This window comes from Frondihabitans sp. Leaf304, assembly GCF_001423105.1.
Lineage (GTDB): Bacteria > Actinomycetota > Actinomycetes > Actinomycetales > Microbacteriaceae > Frondihabitans.
Genome location: NZ_LMNV01000003.1, coordinates 525,620 through 542,099, shown reverse-complemented (window position 1 = coordinate 542,099; position 16,480 = coordinate 525,620). Strand labels below are relative to the sequence as shown.

Annotated in this window: 15 protein-coding genes; 5 read left to right on the top strand and 10 right to left on the bottom strand. The window is 68.3% G+C overall.

Going from position 1 to position 16,480, the window contains the following annotated elements:
- Positions 1-21: 21 nt before the first annotated feature.
- The 4 genes from ASF54_RS12820 to ASF54_RS12805 all read right to left on the bottom strand — a co-directional run bounded on the left by ASF54_RS12820 (position 22) and on the right by ASF54_RS12805 (position 4,678).
- A complete protein-coding gene (locus tag ASF54_RS12820; protein WP_055963580.1) occupies positions 22-1,095 on the bottom strand; it encodes a LacI family DNA-binding transcriptional regulator in 1,074 nt (357 codons plus the stop codon).
- Between the two features lie 440 nt (positions 1,096-1,535).
- On the bottom strand, positions 1,536-2,801 hold the full coding sequence (locus tag ASF54_RS12815; RefSeq protein WP_055963577.1) for a hypothetical protein: 1,266 nt from the start codon (positions 2,799-2,801) through the stop codon (positions 1,536-1,538).
- Positions 2,782-3,585, bottom strand: coding sequence for a TIGR03943 family putative permease subunit (locus ASF54_RS12810; RefSeq protein ID WP_055963574.1), 804 nt, complete (start codon positions 3,583-3,585; stop codon positions 2,782-2,784). Before ASF54_RS12810 ends, ASF54_RS12815 begins: the two co-directional genes overlap by 20 nt.
- Positions 3,578-4,678, bottom strand: a complete 1,101-nt coding sequence (locus ASF54_RS12805) for a permease (RefSeq protein ID WP_235481066.1) — start codon at positions 4,676-4,678, stop codon at positions 3,578-3,580. Before ASF54_RS12805 ends, ASF54_RS12810 begins: the two co-directional genes overlap by 8 nt.
- Before the next feature lie 154 nt (positions 4,679-4,832).
- Here ASF54_RS12805 and ASF54_RS12800 point away from each other — a divergent pair, with 154 nt between their 5' ends.
- Together ASF54_RS12800 and glpK are read left to right on the top strand one after the other, a co-directional pair.
- Positions 4,833-5,312, top strand: coding sequence for a hypothetical protein (locus ASF54_RS12800; protein ID WP_055963571.1), 480 nt, complete (start codon positions 4,833-4,835; stop codon positions 5,310-5,312).
- A gap of 349 nt (positions 5,313-5,661) precedes the next feature.
- The gene (glpK, locus tag ASF54_RS12795; protein ID WP_055963569.1) at positions 5,662-7,176 is read left to right on the top strand and encodes a glycerol kinase GlpK; all 1,515 of its coding nucleotides are present in this window, start codon (positions 5,662-5,664) and stop codon (positions 7,174-7,176) included.
- 99 nt (positions 7,177-7,275) lie between these two features.
- Here the strand turns inward: glpK and ASF54_RS12790 are convergent, their stop codons facing one another.
- The 4 genes from ASF54_RS12790 to ASF54_RS12775 all read right to left on the bottom strand — a co-directional run bounded on the left by ASF54_RS12790 (position 7,276) and on the right by ASF54_RS12775 (position 9,572).
- Positions 7,276-8,244 carry an epimerase gene (locus tag ASF54_RS12790; RefSeq protein ID WP_055963567.1) on the bottom strand — a complete coding sequence of 323 codons (969 nt, stop codon included), beginning with the start codon at positions 8,242-8,244 and terminating at the stop codon, positions 7,276-7,278.
- Positions 8,241-8,873, bottom strand: coding sequence for a DUF4166 domain-containing protein (locus tag ASF54_RS12785; RefSeq protein ID WP_084816251.1), 633 nt, complete (start codon positions 8,871-8,873; stop codon positions 8,241-8,243). The genes ASF54_RS12790 and ASF54_RS12785 overlap by 4 nt, the downstream gene beginning before the upstream one ends.
- A gap of 70 nt (positions 8,874-8,943) precedes the next feature.
- Complete coding sequence (locus ASF54_RS12780; RefSeq protein WP_055963565.1) at positions 8,944-9,141, bottom strand: YegP family protein; 198 nt, start codon at positions 9,139-9,141, stop codon at positions 8,944-8,946.
- Between the two features lie 32 nt (positions 9,142-9,173).
- Positions 9,174-9,572 (bottom strand): hypothetical protein, encoded by a 399-nt coding sequence (locus ASF54_RS12775; RefSeq protein WP_055963563.1) that lies wholly within the window; start codon positions 9,570-9,572, stop codon positions 9,174-9,176.
- A 261-nt stretch (positions 9,573-9,833) separates the two neighbouring features.
- Here ASF54_RS12775 and ASF54_RS12770 point away from each other — a divergent pair, with 261 nt between their 5' ends.
- Both ASF54_RS12770 and ASF54_RS12765 read left to right on the top strand, forming a co-directional pair.
- Positions 9,834-13,694, top strand: coding sequence for an AAA family ATPase (locus ASF54_RS12770; RefSeq protein ID WP_055963560.1), 3,861 nt, complete (start codon positions 9,834-9,836; stop codon positions 13,692-13,694).
- A gap of 3 nt (positions 13,695-13,697) precedes the next feature.
- Positions 13,698-13,895, top strand: a complete 198-nt coding sequence (locus ASF54_RS12765; protein ID WP_055963556.1) for a hypothetical protein — start codon at positions 13,698-13,700, stop codon at positions 13,893-13,895.
- A gap of 53 nt (positions 13,896-13,948) precedes the next feature.
- Here the strand turns inward: ASF54_RS12765 and ASF54_RS12760 are convergent, their stop codons facing one another.
- The gene (locus ASF54_RS12760) at positions 13,949-15,112 is read right to left on the bottom strand and encodes a sensor histidine kinase (RefSeq protein ID WP_055963553.1); all 1,164 of its coding nucleotides are present in this window, start codon (positions 15,110-15,112) and stop codon (positions 13,949-13,951) included.
- On the bottom strand, positions 15,109-15,783 hold the full coding sequence (locus tag ASF54_RS12755) for a response regulator transcription factor (protein ID WP_055963550.1): 675 nt from the start codon (positions 15,781-15,783) through the stop codon (positions 15,109-15,111). Before ASF54_RS12755 ends, ASF54_RS12760 begins: the two co-directional genes overlap by 4 nt.
- 172 nt (positions 15,784-15,955) lie before the next feature.
- Here ASF54_RS12755 and ASF54_RS12750 point away from each other — a divergent pair, with 172 nt between their 5' ends.
- A complete protein-coding gene (locus ASF54_RS12750; RefSeq protein WP_055963547.1) occupies positions 15,956-16,441 on the top strand; it encodes a hypothetical protein in 486 nt (161 codons plus the stop codon).
- Positions 16,442-16,480: the final 39 nt, after the last annotated feature.

Sequence of the window (16,480 nt, the reverse complement as noted above, 5' to 3'; positions counted from 1 at the left end):
AAGGGGAGAAGGTCGCGGGTGTCAGTCGACCGGGCGCACCCGGCGGCGGTCGGGGGACGGCTTCGCCGTGCTGCTGCGGGTGACCAGCTGCGGAGCGAAGAGCCGGGCGCTCTCGATCGGCGGGTGGCCGTCGAGGGTGCGGAAGAGACGGTGCATCGCCTGGCGCGCTGCTTCGGCGAAGTCCTGATGGATCGTCGTGAGGGGCACGGCCAGAAACTCGGCGACCGGGTTGTCGTCGAAGCCGACGATGCTGATGTCGTCGGGCACGCGAAGGCCCTTCGCCTGGATGGCCGACATGGCGCCGATCGCCATCTGGTCGTTGGCGACGAACACGGCCGTGACGTCGGGGCGCTGCAGCAGCTTGCTCATCGCCTCGAAACCGCTGCGCGGACTCCAGTCGCCGACGAGCGGTTCGTGGCGGGCGGCTCCGGCGTCTTCGAGCGAGGCGGCCCAGCCGGCGACCCGGCGGTTGGCCGGGATCCAGTCGGTCGGGCCGGAGATGTGCCAGACCGTCTCGTGGCCGAGAGCGAGCAAGTGGTCGGTTGCCGCGCGAGCGCCGCCCGACTCGTCCATGGCGATGGCGAGTGAGCCCGGGCGAATCTCGTCGGGCCCCTGTCCGAAGGTGAGCACGGTGACGTCGGCAGGGATCCTGAGGGTCGACAGATGGTGGTCGACCGGTTCCGAGATCACTATCGCCTCGACGTTCTGATCGAGGAGGGAGTCGACGGCGGGCTGCAGGTCTTCGGGCGACGTCTCGTCGGTTCGGACCACCGTGAGCGAGAAACCGCGCGTGCGGGTCTCGCGCTCGATCGCGGCGAGGGTGGACGCCGGGCCGTGCAGGGTCGTTGCGATCGTGATGACGCCGATGCGCCGAGACCGCTGACCCTTGAGCACGCGGGCGGCGGAGTTGGGGCGGAAACCGAGCTCGGCGATCGTGCCGAGGACGCGCTCCCGGATGACGGGGGAGACGTGCGGCTCATCGTTGACGACCCGCGAGACCGTCTTCTGCGAGACGCCGGCTGCTGCTGCGACGTCCATCATCGACACGGGGCGGGCGGTGCGATTCGCGCTGTCGTCGGCGGGCGTCGATGGCATCTCGGCTCCTTTGCCGTGGGTGTGTCTAATTGGCTGACTGCGTAGTCAATTCAGGGACTGCAGCTAGTGAACACGCAATTGTCTACGTAGTCAAGGGCGGCCGCCTCGCGCGCCTGAATTCGGTGACTCGTGCGACGCCGCCTTGGCCGGGGGCTCCTGAGCTCAGGTGCTCGGCGCCCCGGATCCTGAATTCGGGGCCAATCGTGGCGTGCTGTCCTGAGTCGGCCGCACGAGCGAGAGGATGCGCCTGAACTCAGGTCAGCTGGTCCTGAGTTCGGGACCTCGGCACAGAGCGACGCCGAGTGCACCTGGATTCAGGACCTTAGGCCCGCCACCGCCCCCGCGCCCGTCGGCAAACGCCGCGCGGACTCCCCGAGGCGCCGCGGCGCCTCCGCTAGTCCGCGGCGCCTCCGCTAGTCCGCAACGCGTCTCCCAGCCAGCTAGTTCCAGTGCAGCGACGCCCCCGCGAAGCTCGCGACGAGTGCGCCCGACTCCGCGTCGAGCACGAGCGTCGTCGCCCCCACGGGAGCCGGCGCGATCGTCGCGCCATCCGACCGAGCGCCGACAGGAGCGGACACGACCGTCAGATACTGGCCATTCGGCGAGACGCCCAGCGACGACAGGCGCGAGCTGGAGGGCGCCGTGTAGAGCGCGCGCGAACCGACGACGATCGACCGGGCCGAGATCGCGAGGCGAGCCGTGTCGGATCCTGCGCGAACGGTGCCCGCCGACTCGATCAGCGATCGTTCGCCCACCGTCAGAGAGTCAGCCGAGACAGTCGTCGTCGTGCCCTCGAGTCCGAGATCGGCGCGCGTGATGGTGCCGCCGGGGGCGCGCGTCACGACGACCGGTGCCCCGGGTGTCATGCCCCAGGCGGTAGTCACGAGAGCCCGTCGGTCCGCGCCCTTGAGCGGCTCGGCTCGGTGCACGCCGGCGAGGTCGATCGTGTAGAGACGCTCGGCGGAGTCGGGCGAGGCTCCCGTGGCCGTGAACCCGAAGACGAGGATCCCGGTGGGCGCGTCCAGAGACAGGCTCCGTACGAGCCCGGGGCCGGGCAGGAGCAGGTCTTCGCGGGTTCCGTCACGGGCGACGATCGACAGGGTCGACGCGCCCCCGTCGTCGGCCGCGACGACGAGGTCGGTACCGATCGAGGCGAAGGCCTGAATACCCCGGGCCTCGTAGACGACGTCGCGCCCGACCGTGTTCACCGAGGCCTCGACGATGCGATCGACGCCACCGGCGGTGGCCGACCGGTCGAGGGTCAGCACCTCGGCGTTCGCTGTGGTGAACGATGTCTCGACGTCGGCGTCGCGCGACCCGAAGATGCTCGTCACCCCGTCGACGGCCACGGAGTACCTCGTCGCCGAGTGCAGCCGCCGGGAGAACTGGACGGTCACCACCGTGCCGGCCGTCGACACGGTGAACGGCGTCGTCGGCGTGACGCGCACCTGGCTCGAGCGCACCGTCGACACCGACTCGTTGAGAAACAGCCGGGCCTGCTGGTCGGTCCGCTGAGTGACCGCGGCGGCGTCGACGCGCGTCTCGTCGAGGCGGGGTCCGCGGCTCTGAGTCACGACGACCAGGGCGGTGCAGATGAGCGCCAGCACGATCACGACGACGGTGAACGCACGGGCGAACGACGGCTGGCGGGGGGTGTCGTCGGCATCCGGGCCGGCCGCTCCGAAGTCAGTAGAGGTACGGGTCACGGGGCTGGGCGATCTTCGTGAGGGTTCGGGGTGCCAGGGTGATCGGGGCCGACGACGCGGTGCTGGGGTTGGTGGCAAACGATCCGCGGATCCTGACCCACTGGTTCTTCTTCAGGTCTTTGCTCCACCCCGGGTCGTAGACGGGCACGCCGACCGGTTGGGCATCGACGGCGCAGCAGGTGACGACGAAGCGCGTGACGAAGAACGAGTTGTCGGGGTCGTCGGGGGAGGGGCTGACGAAGCCGGTCACATCCACCGACTGGTTCTCGTAGGTGCCGATGTCGGTCGACTGGCGCAGTCGCGTCGCCCAGTCGAGCACCGTGTACGTCGAGGTCGGGCCGGTCGCGGGAGCATCGCCGCCCGAGGTCGTGACGACGGCCGTACCGAGACCCCGAGTGCCGGCGGTGGCGCTGGTGAGCGTTGCGGGCGGCAGCACGACGAGGCTGGCCGCGACGGCCGCCGTGACGACGAGACCGCCGGTGCCGAGGATGCGGCTGCGGCGGGAGGGTGCCTCCGCGCCCGCGGCTGCATCGTGCTGGGCGGCCGGGGCGTCCTCTCCGCCGTGGCCCGGCTCGTCATCGCCGTCGGGTGACAGTGCCAGTGCGAGCAGCGCCAGCGCCATCCCGATCACCGTCAGCACGACCGTGAACACGACGTATCTGGGGTGGATGTAGAGCACGAGCTGACCCGCCGCGGCGAGCCACAGCGTCGTCACCCCGATGATCAGCGTGAGGGCGACCCCGCGCCACCGAGCACTCAGTGCAGCGAGCGAGAACCTAGGCAAGGGCGTTCACCGCCAGCCCGAGCGCCGCGGCGACCAGCGCCACGACGAGGGAGATCTGCACCAGCACGACCGGTCGATACGTGGTGCGGAGCAGCGTCAGCATCTTGATGTCGACGATCGGCCCGAAGACGAGGAACGCGACGATCGATCCCGGCAAGAACGTCGACGCGAACGGCAGCACGAAGAACGCGTCGACGTTCGAGCAGATCGAGATGACGAAGGCGAGCGCCATCATCGCGAGGATCGACCAGAGCGGGTTCGACCCCAGAGTCAGCAGCACCGATCTCGGCACGAGCGTCTGCACACCGCCGGCGATCGCGGCCCCGACGAAGAGAGCGGGGAGCATGGTCGACATCTCGCGGCGGAAGAGCACAGCAGACGACGTCAGTCGCGAGTGCGGGTGGTCGTGCGGGGTCTCGGGGATCCTGCACTCCGCATCGAACTGCCTCGTCAGCAGCGACCGCTCGTCGCGCTGCTTCGCGTAGAGCCAGCCGAGCAGGTTGGCGACGACGAAGCCGCCCAGAACGCGCGAGACGAGGATCCCATCGCTCCACCCGAACGCCTGATAGGTCGTGATGATCGTGATCGGGTTGACGATGGGCGCGGCGATCAAGAACGTCATCGAGTCGGAGACCGAGAAGCCTTTCACGACGAGTCCGCGTGCGAGAGGCACGTTGCCGCACTCGCACACCGGCAGGAAGACGCCGAGCAGCGAGATGACGGCCCGCCTCGCGGTGGGGTTGCGCGGCAGCCAGGCCGCGAAGAATCCGGCGGGCAGCCACACCTGCACCACGATCGACAACACGATGCCGAGCAGCACGAACGGCATCGACTCGACGATGACGCTCAGCGTGAGAGTGACGAAATCTTGCAGATGGTCGGGCAGGATCCCGGCCGGCAGGGTCGCCGTAGTGATCCGGACGAGCGCGAGAGCTGCGACGACGATGAGCCCCGCGACCAGCAGGCGGCGGGATGCGCGGCGCGGCCCGTGTGCGTGCTGTGCGCCCGGGTCGCGGGGTCCGCCCGGGTCGCGGGGTGCGCCCGGGTCGCGGGGCGCGCCGTGCTCGTGGGCCGCGGGCAGGGTGGTCGTCACGCGTCGACGGTAGCCGTCGCTGTCCGAATTCGAAGGAGAAACCGCCGCCCGCCAACGAAGACATCAGGATCCGACGGGGTCACCTCCACGGATCTCCTTCGAATTCGGGGGCAATGCCGGCCCGATTGCTCCTATTCCAATGTTGAATACTTATATGAACCCATCTGCTCAAGGCCGTACCCTCCGCGAGGCCGTCCTGGCGGACCCGACGGAAGCCGTGGCCATAGCCGTTCGTAGGCCGATCGGGGGCGTCCTCTCGGCACTCGACGAGGCCTTCGTCGATGCTCATGCCGAGGCCTCCGAGCGATTCTTCCTCGCGTGGCTTGACGCACTGCCGCGCACCGACCGGATCGGCGCGGCTCGAGACATCGCCGATCACTACATTCTCGGCATGGCCTGGCTGCCCCGGGCCTACGACAAGGCAGTGGCGGTGGAACTCCGATCTCTCGCTGATGCCCTCCGAGTGGTCGCCGAGACCCAGGCCGGATATCGCGAACTGTCGGAGAGCCCCGATGCTGGCTTCGGCATGCCACTTGTCGAGAGGTACGAGCGCGTCGCCGAGCAGTTGCGCGAGATCGCGGCCCTTGCATCGGTCGACGCCGAACGCCTGATGCGCGGCGACCCGACCGACTAGCCCCCGGCCCCGGCCCTGCTTCCGACTCCGGCCCTGCTCCGAATTCGAAGGAGAAACCGCCTCGCGCCAACGAAGACATCAGGATCCGACGGGGTCACCTCCACAGATCTCCTTCGAATTCGGAAGTCGGGCGCGCGGACAGTGGCCCCGGGTGCACGGATGTTCACGTCACCGGCGCTCCGGCTCCGCGCCGGCAGCTCCCACCAGCTCGGCACTGCACATCCGTGCACATGCTGGTAGCGACCGTGCACGCTCCACTAATTTCAAAGGTGGTTCACCTTGGATAGAGGTGCGCCGACCCGCGCAGTCGCCTAGTCGGCGGCTCACACCCACAACAATGGAGTTAGCAGTGAGCGAATACGTCATCGCACTCGACCAGGGCACCACCTCGACGAGGGCCATCATCTTCGACCACTCGGGGTCGATCGTCTCGACGGGTCAGCTCGAGCACGAGCAGATCTTCCCGCGTGCGGGCTGGGTCGAGCACGACCCGAAAGAGATCTGGAACAACACCCGCGAGGTCATCGGCCAGGCGCTGTCGAAGGCGAACATCACCCGCCACGACATCAAGGCGATCGGCATCACGAACCAGCGCGAGACCGCTGTGGTGTGGGACAAGAACACCGGCGAGCCCGTCTACAACGCCATCGTGTGGCAAGACACGCGCACCCAGTCGATCGTCGACCGCCTCGCCAAGGACGGCGGCGTCGAGCGCTTCAAGCCGATCGTCGGCCTGCCGCTCGCGACCTACTTCGCCGGAACGAAGATCGTGTGGATCCTCGACAACGTCGACGGTGCCCGCGAGAAGGCCGAGGCCGGCGACCTGCTCTTCGGCACCACCGACACCTGGGTGCTCTGGAACCTCACCGGCGGCACCAAGGGCGGCGTCCACGTCACCGACGTGACCAACGCTTCGCGCACCCTCTTCATGGACCTCGAGACGCTCCAGTGGCGTCAAGACATCCTCGACGTGTTCGGCGTCCCGGCTTCCATGCTCCCCGAGATCAAGTCGTCGTCCGAGGTCTACGGAATGGCGAGCGACTCGTCGCTTCTCCGCGAGGTGCCGATCGCCGGCATCCTGGGCGACCAGCAGGCGGCGACCTTCGGTCAGGCTGCCTTTGACCAGGGCGAGTCCAAGAACACCTACGGCACCGGTAACTTCCTCATCTTCAACACGGGCGAAGAGATCGTCCACTCCGAGAACGGCCTGCTCACCACGCTTGGCTACAAGCTCGGAGATGCGGCACCGCACTATGCCCTCGAAGGATCCATCGCGGTCACCGGATCGCTCATCCAGTGGCTTCGAGACAACCTCGGCATCATCAAGTCGGCGCCCGAGGTCGAGACGCTCGCGACGACGGTCGACGACAACGGTGGCGTCTACATCGTGCCGGCGTTCTCCGGTCTTTTCGCGCCGTACTGGCGCTCCGACGCCCGCGGTGCGATCGTGGGGCTCACGCGCTACGTCAACAAGGGCCACATTGCTCGTGCCGCTCTCGAGTCGACCGCATTCCAGACCCGCGAGGTGCTCGACGCGGTCAACGCCGATTCGGGTGTCGACCTCACCGAGCTCAAGGTCGATGGCGGCATGACTGCCAACGACGCGCTCATGCAGTTCCAGGCCGACCTGCTCAACGTGCCCGTCGTGCGTCCCGTCGTCGCCGAGACCACCGCCCTCGGCGCCGCGTACGCCGCGGGTCTCGCCGTCGGCTTCTGGGCCAACCTCGGCGAACTCCGCGCCAACTGGCAGGAGTCGAAGCGCTGGGAGCCGTCGATGGACGTCGCCGAGCGTGAGCGCCAGATGCGCCTCTGGAAGAAGGCCGTCACGAAGACCTTCGACTGGGTCGACGAAGACGTTCTCTAGCCAACCCTGACGCCGCACCACGTATCGCGGACTCGCAGGCCTGCCGCGGCAGGTCTGTGAGTCCGCGATACGCGTTAAGGCGCCGGCTACACCTCACCGTCAGGCGCGCGCAGCCCGCTCCGCCACGATCGACTTGAGCGTCTCGTCGAGGTACGGGTGCTCGAACTCGTAGCCGGCCGCGGTCAGCCGCTCGGGCACGACCCAGCGGCTCTTGAGCACGAGCTCGACCTCGGTGCGGATCGCCGCCGTACCGAGCTCGAGCATCCACCGGAACGCGGGCAGGCCGAACGGGACGCCGAGCGCATGGCGCAGATCGCGCATCATCGTGCGGTTGTCGCTGGGGTTCGGGGAGGCGAGGTTGACGACGCCCTCGATCTCGTCGTGCTCGCGCAGAAACCGGATGCTGCCGACGACGTCGTCGATGTGGATCCAGCTGAACTTCTGCCGCCCTCCCGCCGCACCGAACGCGTGATACGTGCCGGCCTCGCGTCGAGCTGCCGTCGACGGCCACGGCCCGTCGAGCTGAGGGCCGCCGAGGCCGGCGCGGGCGAGGTTGATAAGGGGCACGAGCGCGCTGCCGTCGCCGAGCACGATCGCCATGCGCAGGGCGACACGGCGGGTGCCGGGTAGGTCGCGCGCGAAGAACTCGTCCTCCCAGGTCGTGGCGATCGACACCGAGAAGCCCCGGCCGATCTCGCCGGTCGACTCGGTCTGCGGGTGGTCTTCGGCGTGGCGGTAGATGGTCGCCGTCGATGAGTTGAGCCAGAGGGGCGGCGGGTTGTCGCTCGCAGCGATCGCCTCGCCCAGCTCGCGTGTCGTCTCGATGCGCGACCGGAGGATCTCCCGCCGATTCGCCTCGTCGTAGCGGCAGTTGACACTCTTGCCGGCCATATTGATGACGAGGTCGGCTCCATCGACGAGTTGCCGGATCCTGGTCGTCTCTCCCCAGCGCGCATCGGGGCCGGTGCGCCCGATCAGCTTCACGTCGGAGCCTTCGGCGCGGAACACGTGGGCGAGGTGGTCGCCGATGAAGCCCGAAGCCCCGGCGATGACGATGCGGTCGGTCATGGTGCCTCTTCCAGAGTGATGGCGTAGTCGAAGTGGCCGGAGTATTCGTAGACCCGGCCGACGAGTGGCAGCGAGAGGATCACCGTGACGTGCTGGCGGTCGACGTCGTCGTCGAAGCGCTCGGTGAGGGCGACGCGCGGGGCGAGAGCACGGGGGGGTGCCATCCGGCGGCGTCCGACCCGAATGGTGAGACCGCGGGAATCCAGGCGCAACGACCCGTCCCGCACGGTCGCCGAGAGCTCCGCGCCCAGCAGACGTGATGGGCCGAGGTGATCGACGAGGCCCGCGGGCTCAGCCGTGATGGCATCGACCATGGTGCGCGTACCGCCGTGGCGTGCGCCGAAGTGGAAGGTCCGTACGGCGGCGACTGCCGTGTGTCCGGCTGCGTCGACCACGGGGCGGTTCTCGACGTCGAAGGGAACGTCGGCGGCCCAGACCGGAAAGGCGATGCCCTGAAAACTCAGGATCCGCAGCGCCGGCCACAGCCACCGGCGCGGGGTGCCCACCACGTCGAACGTGCCCTGCCCCCGGCCGACCGACCCCTCGGGGATCGCGCCGAAGTACGCCCGCAGACGCGGGTGCAGATTGTCGAGTTCGTCCCCCAGGATGCACTCGTACGGCGAGGCCATAGCTCGACGCTAGCGGTCGGCATGGCAGCGATGTTCGAGAATCCCTCGATGTCGAGGGGTGACGTCGTGGCTAGAGCAGGAGGTCGCGCCCGGTCTGGTCGTCGACGACCGCGTCAGTCGCGTGATCGCGAACGGAATCGATGCCGTTCTGCGCTGCGCCTTTGGTGCTGTAGTTCTCGCTCGTGGCGATCACTTGCCCGGTGGTGGAGACGAGGGCGAAGCGGAAGGCTCCGTCTTCGGTCTTGGTGAGGACGAACTTGCCAGGCATGAGTACCCCTTGTCGATGACGGTGGATGAAGACTAGTCCGAGAGCAGGACGGCGAGGGCGCTCTTGAGGGTCTCACGGTCACGGCGCAGTTTGGCGACCTCGGTCTCGAGCTCGGCCACTCGCGCGTCTGCCGACGCGGCGGCACTCGGGCGACCCCGCCGGACCGACGGCTCGGCCGGCGCCTCGGGGGCCGCTGCGACCGGAGCCGCGGCGGTCTCGACGACCTCGGGTGCTTCGGAGGCGAGCTCGTCGGGGGCGTTCGCCTTCTCGTGTGCACGGATCCAGCCGCGGAGCGACTGCTCGCCGACCTGGAACTCGTCGGCCGTCTCGCGGATGATGGCGCGATTGCCCGGCTCGGCTTCGCGGCGCTCGAGCACGCGGGCCAGCGAGGCCTCACGCGTGTCGGGGGAGTACTTCTGTTCGAATGGCATGACTGACTCTCGACGTGTGCTGACGGATATGTGCCGGAGGCCCTCCGGCTATATGCGCATATCATGGCATACATCGATATGTAACGGCATCTTCATTGCGGTAACAGGCTTTTGCAATATGCGAAAGATGCTCGACTCTGTGTGCGCAGCATCGACGAGTTATTACGTCGCCTCGCAGAAGCCGTCGTCGAAGGAGTCTCGTCTGACGAAAAACAGCTCGTCCTCCCCACATTCCCGGGTCGCACCGCTTAAGGTCGATATGTGTGGCGTCTCGACAGTACTGACGGCGACGGCGACGGAATCGACTCCGGTCTGCCGCCCCTCTCCGACTCGACCCCGGGGTCGAACCAGACTCAACCGCACACCCTGAGTCTCGGCGATCCCTCCCTCGCGGTCGGGAACGTCGCCGACCCGGTGTGGGAGGGCTGGCGGGCCCGCCTCGATGCGGTCGGTGGGGAATCCACCCTTCTGCATTTCCGTGACGCGCCCCGCACACGCATCGAGCTGAGCACGACCCATCCCGGTGGCCTCGCGCAGTTCATCACGGGCAAGACGACTCTCCTCTCCAGCCTGATTCGCGACGACCTCGCCCTCCGCACGGCCCGGATCGCCGCGGGCGAGATCGCCGCCAAGGGACTCGAGCTGGCTACCGTCCGCGGCATCGATGCCGTTCACCTCGCCATCGGCATCGCGCAGTGGGCATACGCCGGCGAGACCTTCCGTGCACCCCTGCTGCTCCGCCCCCTGGCGATCCGCCGCCACGGGCGCGACTTCGAGGTCAAGCTGCTGGGTGCCCCGTTCCTCAACCCGGCGCTGGCCGATGCGCTGCACGACCAGTTCGGCATCACGCTCGACGCGCCGGCCTTCGTCGCGCTCGCCGACCGCGAGGGATCCTTCACCCCGAACCCGGTCATCGACCGCCTGCGCGGACTGACCGCTCACCTCGACGGCTTCACCGTGCAGCCGCGACTCGTCGTCTCGACCTTCGCCGCGGTCTCCGACGCCATGGTCGAAGACGCCGGCGACCTCTCGCACCTCGTTCTCGACGCTCTGGCGGGCAACCCCAGCGCTCAGCAGCAGATCCGTTCGGCATACCGCCCCGTCTCGCCGACGCCGCAGGACGAGCGCAGCCCCGAAACAGATACGCTCCTCCTGGACGCCGACACCGAGCAAGAGAACGTCGTCGCGCAGATCACCGCCGGCAACTCGGTCGTGGTCAAGACGCTCCCCGGCACCGGCGGCACGCAGACGATCGTCAACACCATCGGCACCCTGGTGGCGCAGAACAAGCGCGTGCTCGTCGTCAGCGCCCGCCGAGCCACGCTCGGGGCGATCTCGTCGCGCCTCACCGAGATCGGTCTGAACGGTGTCGCCGTCTCTCCGACCACGCTGCGCCGCGATGTGATCCGAGCCATCGGCCGGAACGAGAAGGCCAAGCAGCCCGGCATGGCCGAGGTCGACGACGCTCTCGTGCGCCTGCGCCGGGTGCTCGTCGACTACCGCGGTGCGCTTAGCCGCAAAGACCCGGTGCTCGGCGTCTCGGTTCTCGACTGCCTGACCGAACTCGCGCGTCTCGCGCTGCTCCCGGCCTCCCCGGCGACCACCGCCCGATTGAGCCGCAAGAGCGTCGAGTCCATGGTCGAGGGCCGCGGTCGGGTCGCCGAGACCATGGTCAACGCGGCCAACCTCGGCGAGTTCCTCTACGGGCCGGGCGACTCGCCCTGGTACGGCGCGCGGTTCGACGACGGTGCAGGATCCGGGCCCACCGCCGGCCAGGCCCACCAGCTGGCCAAGAACCTCTTCCATCGCGACGTGCCGCACCTGCTCGAGCGGGCGAACGAGGTCGTGGGCGCGACGCGCATGCGTCCCTTCGTCAGCATCCACGAGCTCGGCATCTACCTGCGCCTGCTCGCCGATGTCCGCGACACCCTCGACAAGTTCCTCCCCGTCGTCTTCGAGCGCAGCGTCGCCGAGCTCGTCGAAGCGACCTCGGGGCGTCGCGATGGGCAGATGTCCGGCGGAGATCGCCGCCGTCTGAAGAAGCTCGCCCGCGAGTATGTGCGCCCGGGCATGCACGTAGCCGATCTCCACGAGGCGCTCGAGCGCGTGCAGCAGCAGCGCATCCTCTGGCAGCGCTACGTCGCTGCCGGCACCCCGCCCGAGGTGCCGACCGGCGTCACCGACACCATCTCGCTCTATCGCCACGTCGCCGATGACCTGGCGCAGCTCGACAAGCCGCTCGGGCTCACCGGCGAAGATCTCCTCGAAGCCATCGGCATCGACGAGCTGCAGCAGAAGCTCGAGGTGCTGGCCGCCGACAGCGACGTGCTCGGCAACCTGCAGGAGCGCACCGAGCTCATGACGACCCTGCGCGACCTCGAGCTCTCGCCGCTCATCACCGACCTCGCCAACCGGCACGTGCCCGAAGCGCAGGTCGCCGCCGAGCTCGAGCTCGCCTGGTGGCGCTCCGCTCTCGAGTCGCTCCTCGAGGCCGATCGGGCACTGCTCGGCGCCAACACCGGCATGCTCGACCGGCTCGAAGCAGACTTCCGTCTCGTCGACGAGGCGCACGCCGCCGGAAGCGCCCAGTCGCTCGGATGGCAGCTCGCCGAGAACTGGAAGCTTGGTCTCGTCGACTGGCCCGAAGAGGCCGCGCAGCTCAAGCGCCTGCTGCAGCACCCGAACGTCTCCAGCCGCATGCTGCAAGACGCCGCCCCGCACCTCTCGCGCTCCGTCGCACCGGTCTGGATCGCCTCGCCCTACGAGGTGCACCGCATCGCCGACACCGTGCCCTTCGACACGGTGATCCTCGTCGACGCCGGGGCCACCACGCTTGCCGAGAACGTAGGCGCGATTCGTCGCGGCAAGCAGACCGTGGCCTTCGGTGACCCCGTGACCGAGACGCCGTCCGACTTCTCGATCGCGATCGCGCCGTACGTCGACGAGGCGCCGGCCCGAGTCGTGAAACGCGGGCCGACGGATCCTGAATCCGGTGACGACTTCGACGCCGTCGCGACCGCCGAGTCGCGCCTCGAGCAGCTGCACGAAGAGTCGGCTCTCGCTCGTCTCTCGACCCTGCTGCCGACGCTGTCGCTGACCCGCAGCTATCGCGCCGGCGGCGAAGACCTCGCCGAGCTCGTCAACCGTCGCTTCTACGGAGGTCGAATCGAGTCGCTTCCGTGGGCCGGGAGCTTCCTCGGTCACGGCAGCATCGCCCTCGACTACGTGTCGGGCGGCACCGCTGTGCCCGACCCCGAGTCCGGTGCCGTCGAAAGCGTCGACGCCGAGGTCGACCGGGTCGTCGCGCTCGTCCTGGAGCACGCCCGCTCGCGCCCCACCGAGTCGCTGATGGTCATCACCGCCAGCGCGAAGCACGCCATCCGGGTGCAGCAGGCCGTTCTGACCGCCGTGAGCGGACACAAAGACCTGACCGAGTTCGTGATCGGCGACCGCCGCGAGCCCTTCGTCGTCGCGACCCTCGAGCAGAGCGTCGCCCAGAGCCGCGATCACGTGATCTTCTCGATCGGCTACGGCCGCACACCGCACGGCCGCGTACTCAGCGACTTCGGTTCGCTCGGGCAGCCGGGCGGAGAGCGACTCCTCGCCGTGGCCATGACCCGGGCCCGCCGCTCGATGGTGATCGTCACCTGCTTCCAGCCGTCGCACATCGACGCCGACCGCATGGGGCACGGCACCGTCGCGCTCTCCGAGATCCTGAGCGAGGTGCAGGTCCGCACGACGGCCGAGCACGTTCCCGATGATTCCGATCCGATGCTGGTCGACCTCGCTCGGCGCCTCGAGGCCAAGGGCATTCCCGTGGCGCTCGGACACCGCGGCAAGCTCGGCCTTGTCTGCGCGAACGACGGCGTCTGCGTCACCATCGAGACCGACTCGACGCTCGTCACCTCGAGCCTCCGTGAGTCCTTGCGTGAGCGCCCCGAGATCCTTCGCCGTCTCGGCTGGCACTACGTGCGCGTGCACGCCTTCCAGCTCTTCACCGACCCCGACGCCGTCGCGACTCGCATCGCCGACGTGCTCGGGATCGGCGCGACCCACACGCAGCCGGTACCCATCCAGCAGGCACCGGTCGTGGGGGCCCGCTCGCACGTCAACCACGCCTGAGTCATGGCCGAAGACGACCTTCAGGATCCCGCGGCACCCCCGCGGGCCACCTCTCCGGTGCGCGGTCAGCGTCGCTCCGGCCGCCGTGTGACCACCGACCCCGCTCCCGGATCCGACCCGAACCCGGCCCCCGTCGACCGGCGCCGCGATTCGGGCGACAACGACTCGCGACTCAAGGCCGACAAGCCTCCGCACTGGTAGCGCCTCCGGCCTGCTGGCCCGGCCGCCCTAATTCTCAAGCGCGCTGATCGGCGTCAGCGAGGAAATTCGACCTCGACGACGAGGCCGCCCGTGTCGCGCGCCGAGACGTCGAGGTGCGCGCCGTGCCCCGTCGCGATCGCGTCGACGAGTGCCAAGCCGAGCCCGTGGGATCCTGCGATCCGGCCCGCGGAGCGGAAGAACGGCTCGCTGAGTCGGGCGAGGTCGTCGTCGGCGACCGGCACCCCCGTGTTCTCGACGCGGATTCGGCCGCCCGAGACGGTGATCCAGATGTCGCCGCCGGTCACGTTGTAGCGGATCGCGTTTGCGATGAGATTGCCTACAAGCATGCGGATCAGGGCGGGATCGCAGGTGACCGAGGATCCGAGGACGGCCGAGTGCACATCGATTCCCCTGGCTTCGGCATCGGCGCGGGCCGTGTCGATCACCTCGCGCGCGACGTCGTCGAGCTCGACCCGCTCGCCTGCAGTCGTTCCTGCCCGGGCGTCCGACAATGCGAGCAGCGCCTCGACCATGGCGATGTTGCGGGAGTTGGTCTCTCGCAGTTTGGTACAGAAGCTCTCGACCTCGACTTCCGAGGGGTCGAGGAGGGCCACATCAAGGATCGCCTGCGTCGTGGCGAGCGGAGTGCGGAGCTCGTGGGAGGCATTGGCGGCAAACCGCTTCTGCGCCTCGAACGAGCGGTCGAGTCGTTCGAGCATGTCGTCGAAGGTCTCGGCCAGGCGGCGGAACTCATCGTTCGGGCCGGTGAGTTCGATGCGGTGGTCGAGACTGCCGGAGGAGGCCCGCCTGGCGGCTTCGGTGATCTGCTCGACCGGTCGCAGCACACGGCCCGCGACGATCCAGCTGCAGAAGACCCCGATAAGGAGTACGGCCGCGAAGACGATCAGCGACGTGGTGAGCAGGGTGCGGAGGATGTCGGTCTCGGTGGAGACGCTCAAGAAAGTGACCGAGTCGGTGGATGTGCGGGTCGTCGTGCCCTCGCCCAACCCCGTGCGGGCGAACGGCTCCTCGCTCGCCGGGACGTCGCTCTCAGCGCTGCGGATGCGGTAGGTGGGCACGTAGGTCATGACGAGATAGATCGAGATGACGATTGCGGCGCCCACGGTCGTCACCAAGAGCGTGAAGGCGATCGTGAGCCGGAGCCGAGCACTGGCATTCGGCGCCAGGAGGCGGAGGAGCCGAGAGCCGGTTCTCATAGAGCCCTCGACGTGTTCGTGAAGCGGTAGCCGGAACCCGAAATCGTCTCGATCACCCACGGCTCGCCGAGTCGTCTCCGGAGAGTGGAGATGGTCACCCGCACGGAGTTCGTGAACGGATCGGCGTTTTCGTCCCAGGCCTTTTCGAGCAGCCTCTCGGCGCTGACGACACCTCCCGAGGCGGCCATCAGCACCTCCAGGACTGCAAATTCTTTGCGGGTCATCTTGACGTAGCGGCCGTCACGGTAGACCTCCCGCCGAAAGGGATCGAGCTTGACCCCCGACGCTTCGAAGACCGGCGGGCGCGCCTCTCGCGGGCGCCGAGCCAGCGACCGGAGACGAGCGATGAGCTCCGGGAACGCGAAGGGCTTGGTGAGGTAATCGTCGGCGCCCAGCTCGAAGCCCGCCACCTTCTCGTCGAGGTGGCCGGACGCGGTGAGCATGAGAACGGCCGAACCGGATTCAGCCGCCACGATGGCGCGGCAGACGTCGTCGCCGTGAGTGCCGGGTAGGTCGCGGTCGAGCACGACGGCGTCGTAGTCGTTGACGGCGAGGCGCTCTAGAGCCTGATCGCCGTCGTGGACGACATCGACGGCCATTCCTTCTCGCGCGAGAACGGTCTGGATGGCTTCGGCGAGATAGATCTCGTCTTCGGCGATGAGCACGCGCACTGATTACTCCCTGTCTGGGTCGGGTCGCTCTCAGCCTAGATTCCGACATGTCAAAATGAAATAAACAATTTTCTTGACGGTCTCGAAGCGATCGATTCGATGAACTAGGTCTCGTCGCTTACCGCGACCGGCGCCGCAGCAGCTTCGCCGTCTCGATCAGAAAGTCGTCACCATGAGAACCCCTCTCGCGCCTCTGGCCCTCGTGCTCGTCGCAGCCCCTCTTCTCCTCGGGCTCTCCGCCTGCTCGAGCGCCGATTCCGATTCGTCGGGAGGTGCTTCCGGCGAGAAGGAGACCGCCACGTTCCAAGACTGGCAGCTCGAATTCGCCCGGTGTATGCGCGACGCCGGGCACGAGTACGCCGATCCGAAGGCCGACGGAACGCAGAATTTCAGCCTGGGCGAGGGCGAGACCGCGGACTCGCTGATGGCGGACTCCACGACCTGCACGAAGACCGTCGAGAAGAAGCTCGGCAAAAGGCCCGTCGCCGAGAAAGACGAGCAGGCGAAGCGCGACCGCGAGGCGCAAGACGACTGCCTCCGGAAGGAGGGCGTCGATGTTCCCACGACCGGTGCGGTCGACCTCTCTGGCGTCCCTGCCTCGACTCTCACGAAGTGCGACATCGCGCCACCGCCGGAGGGCTTCAACTCCGCAGGCTGACACCGACCGACGAAGCGCGCTGCGCTGACCGCCGGCGGG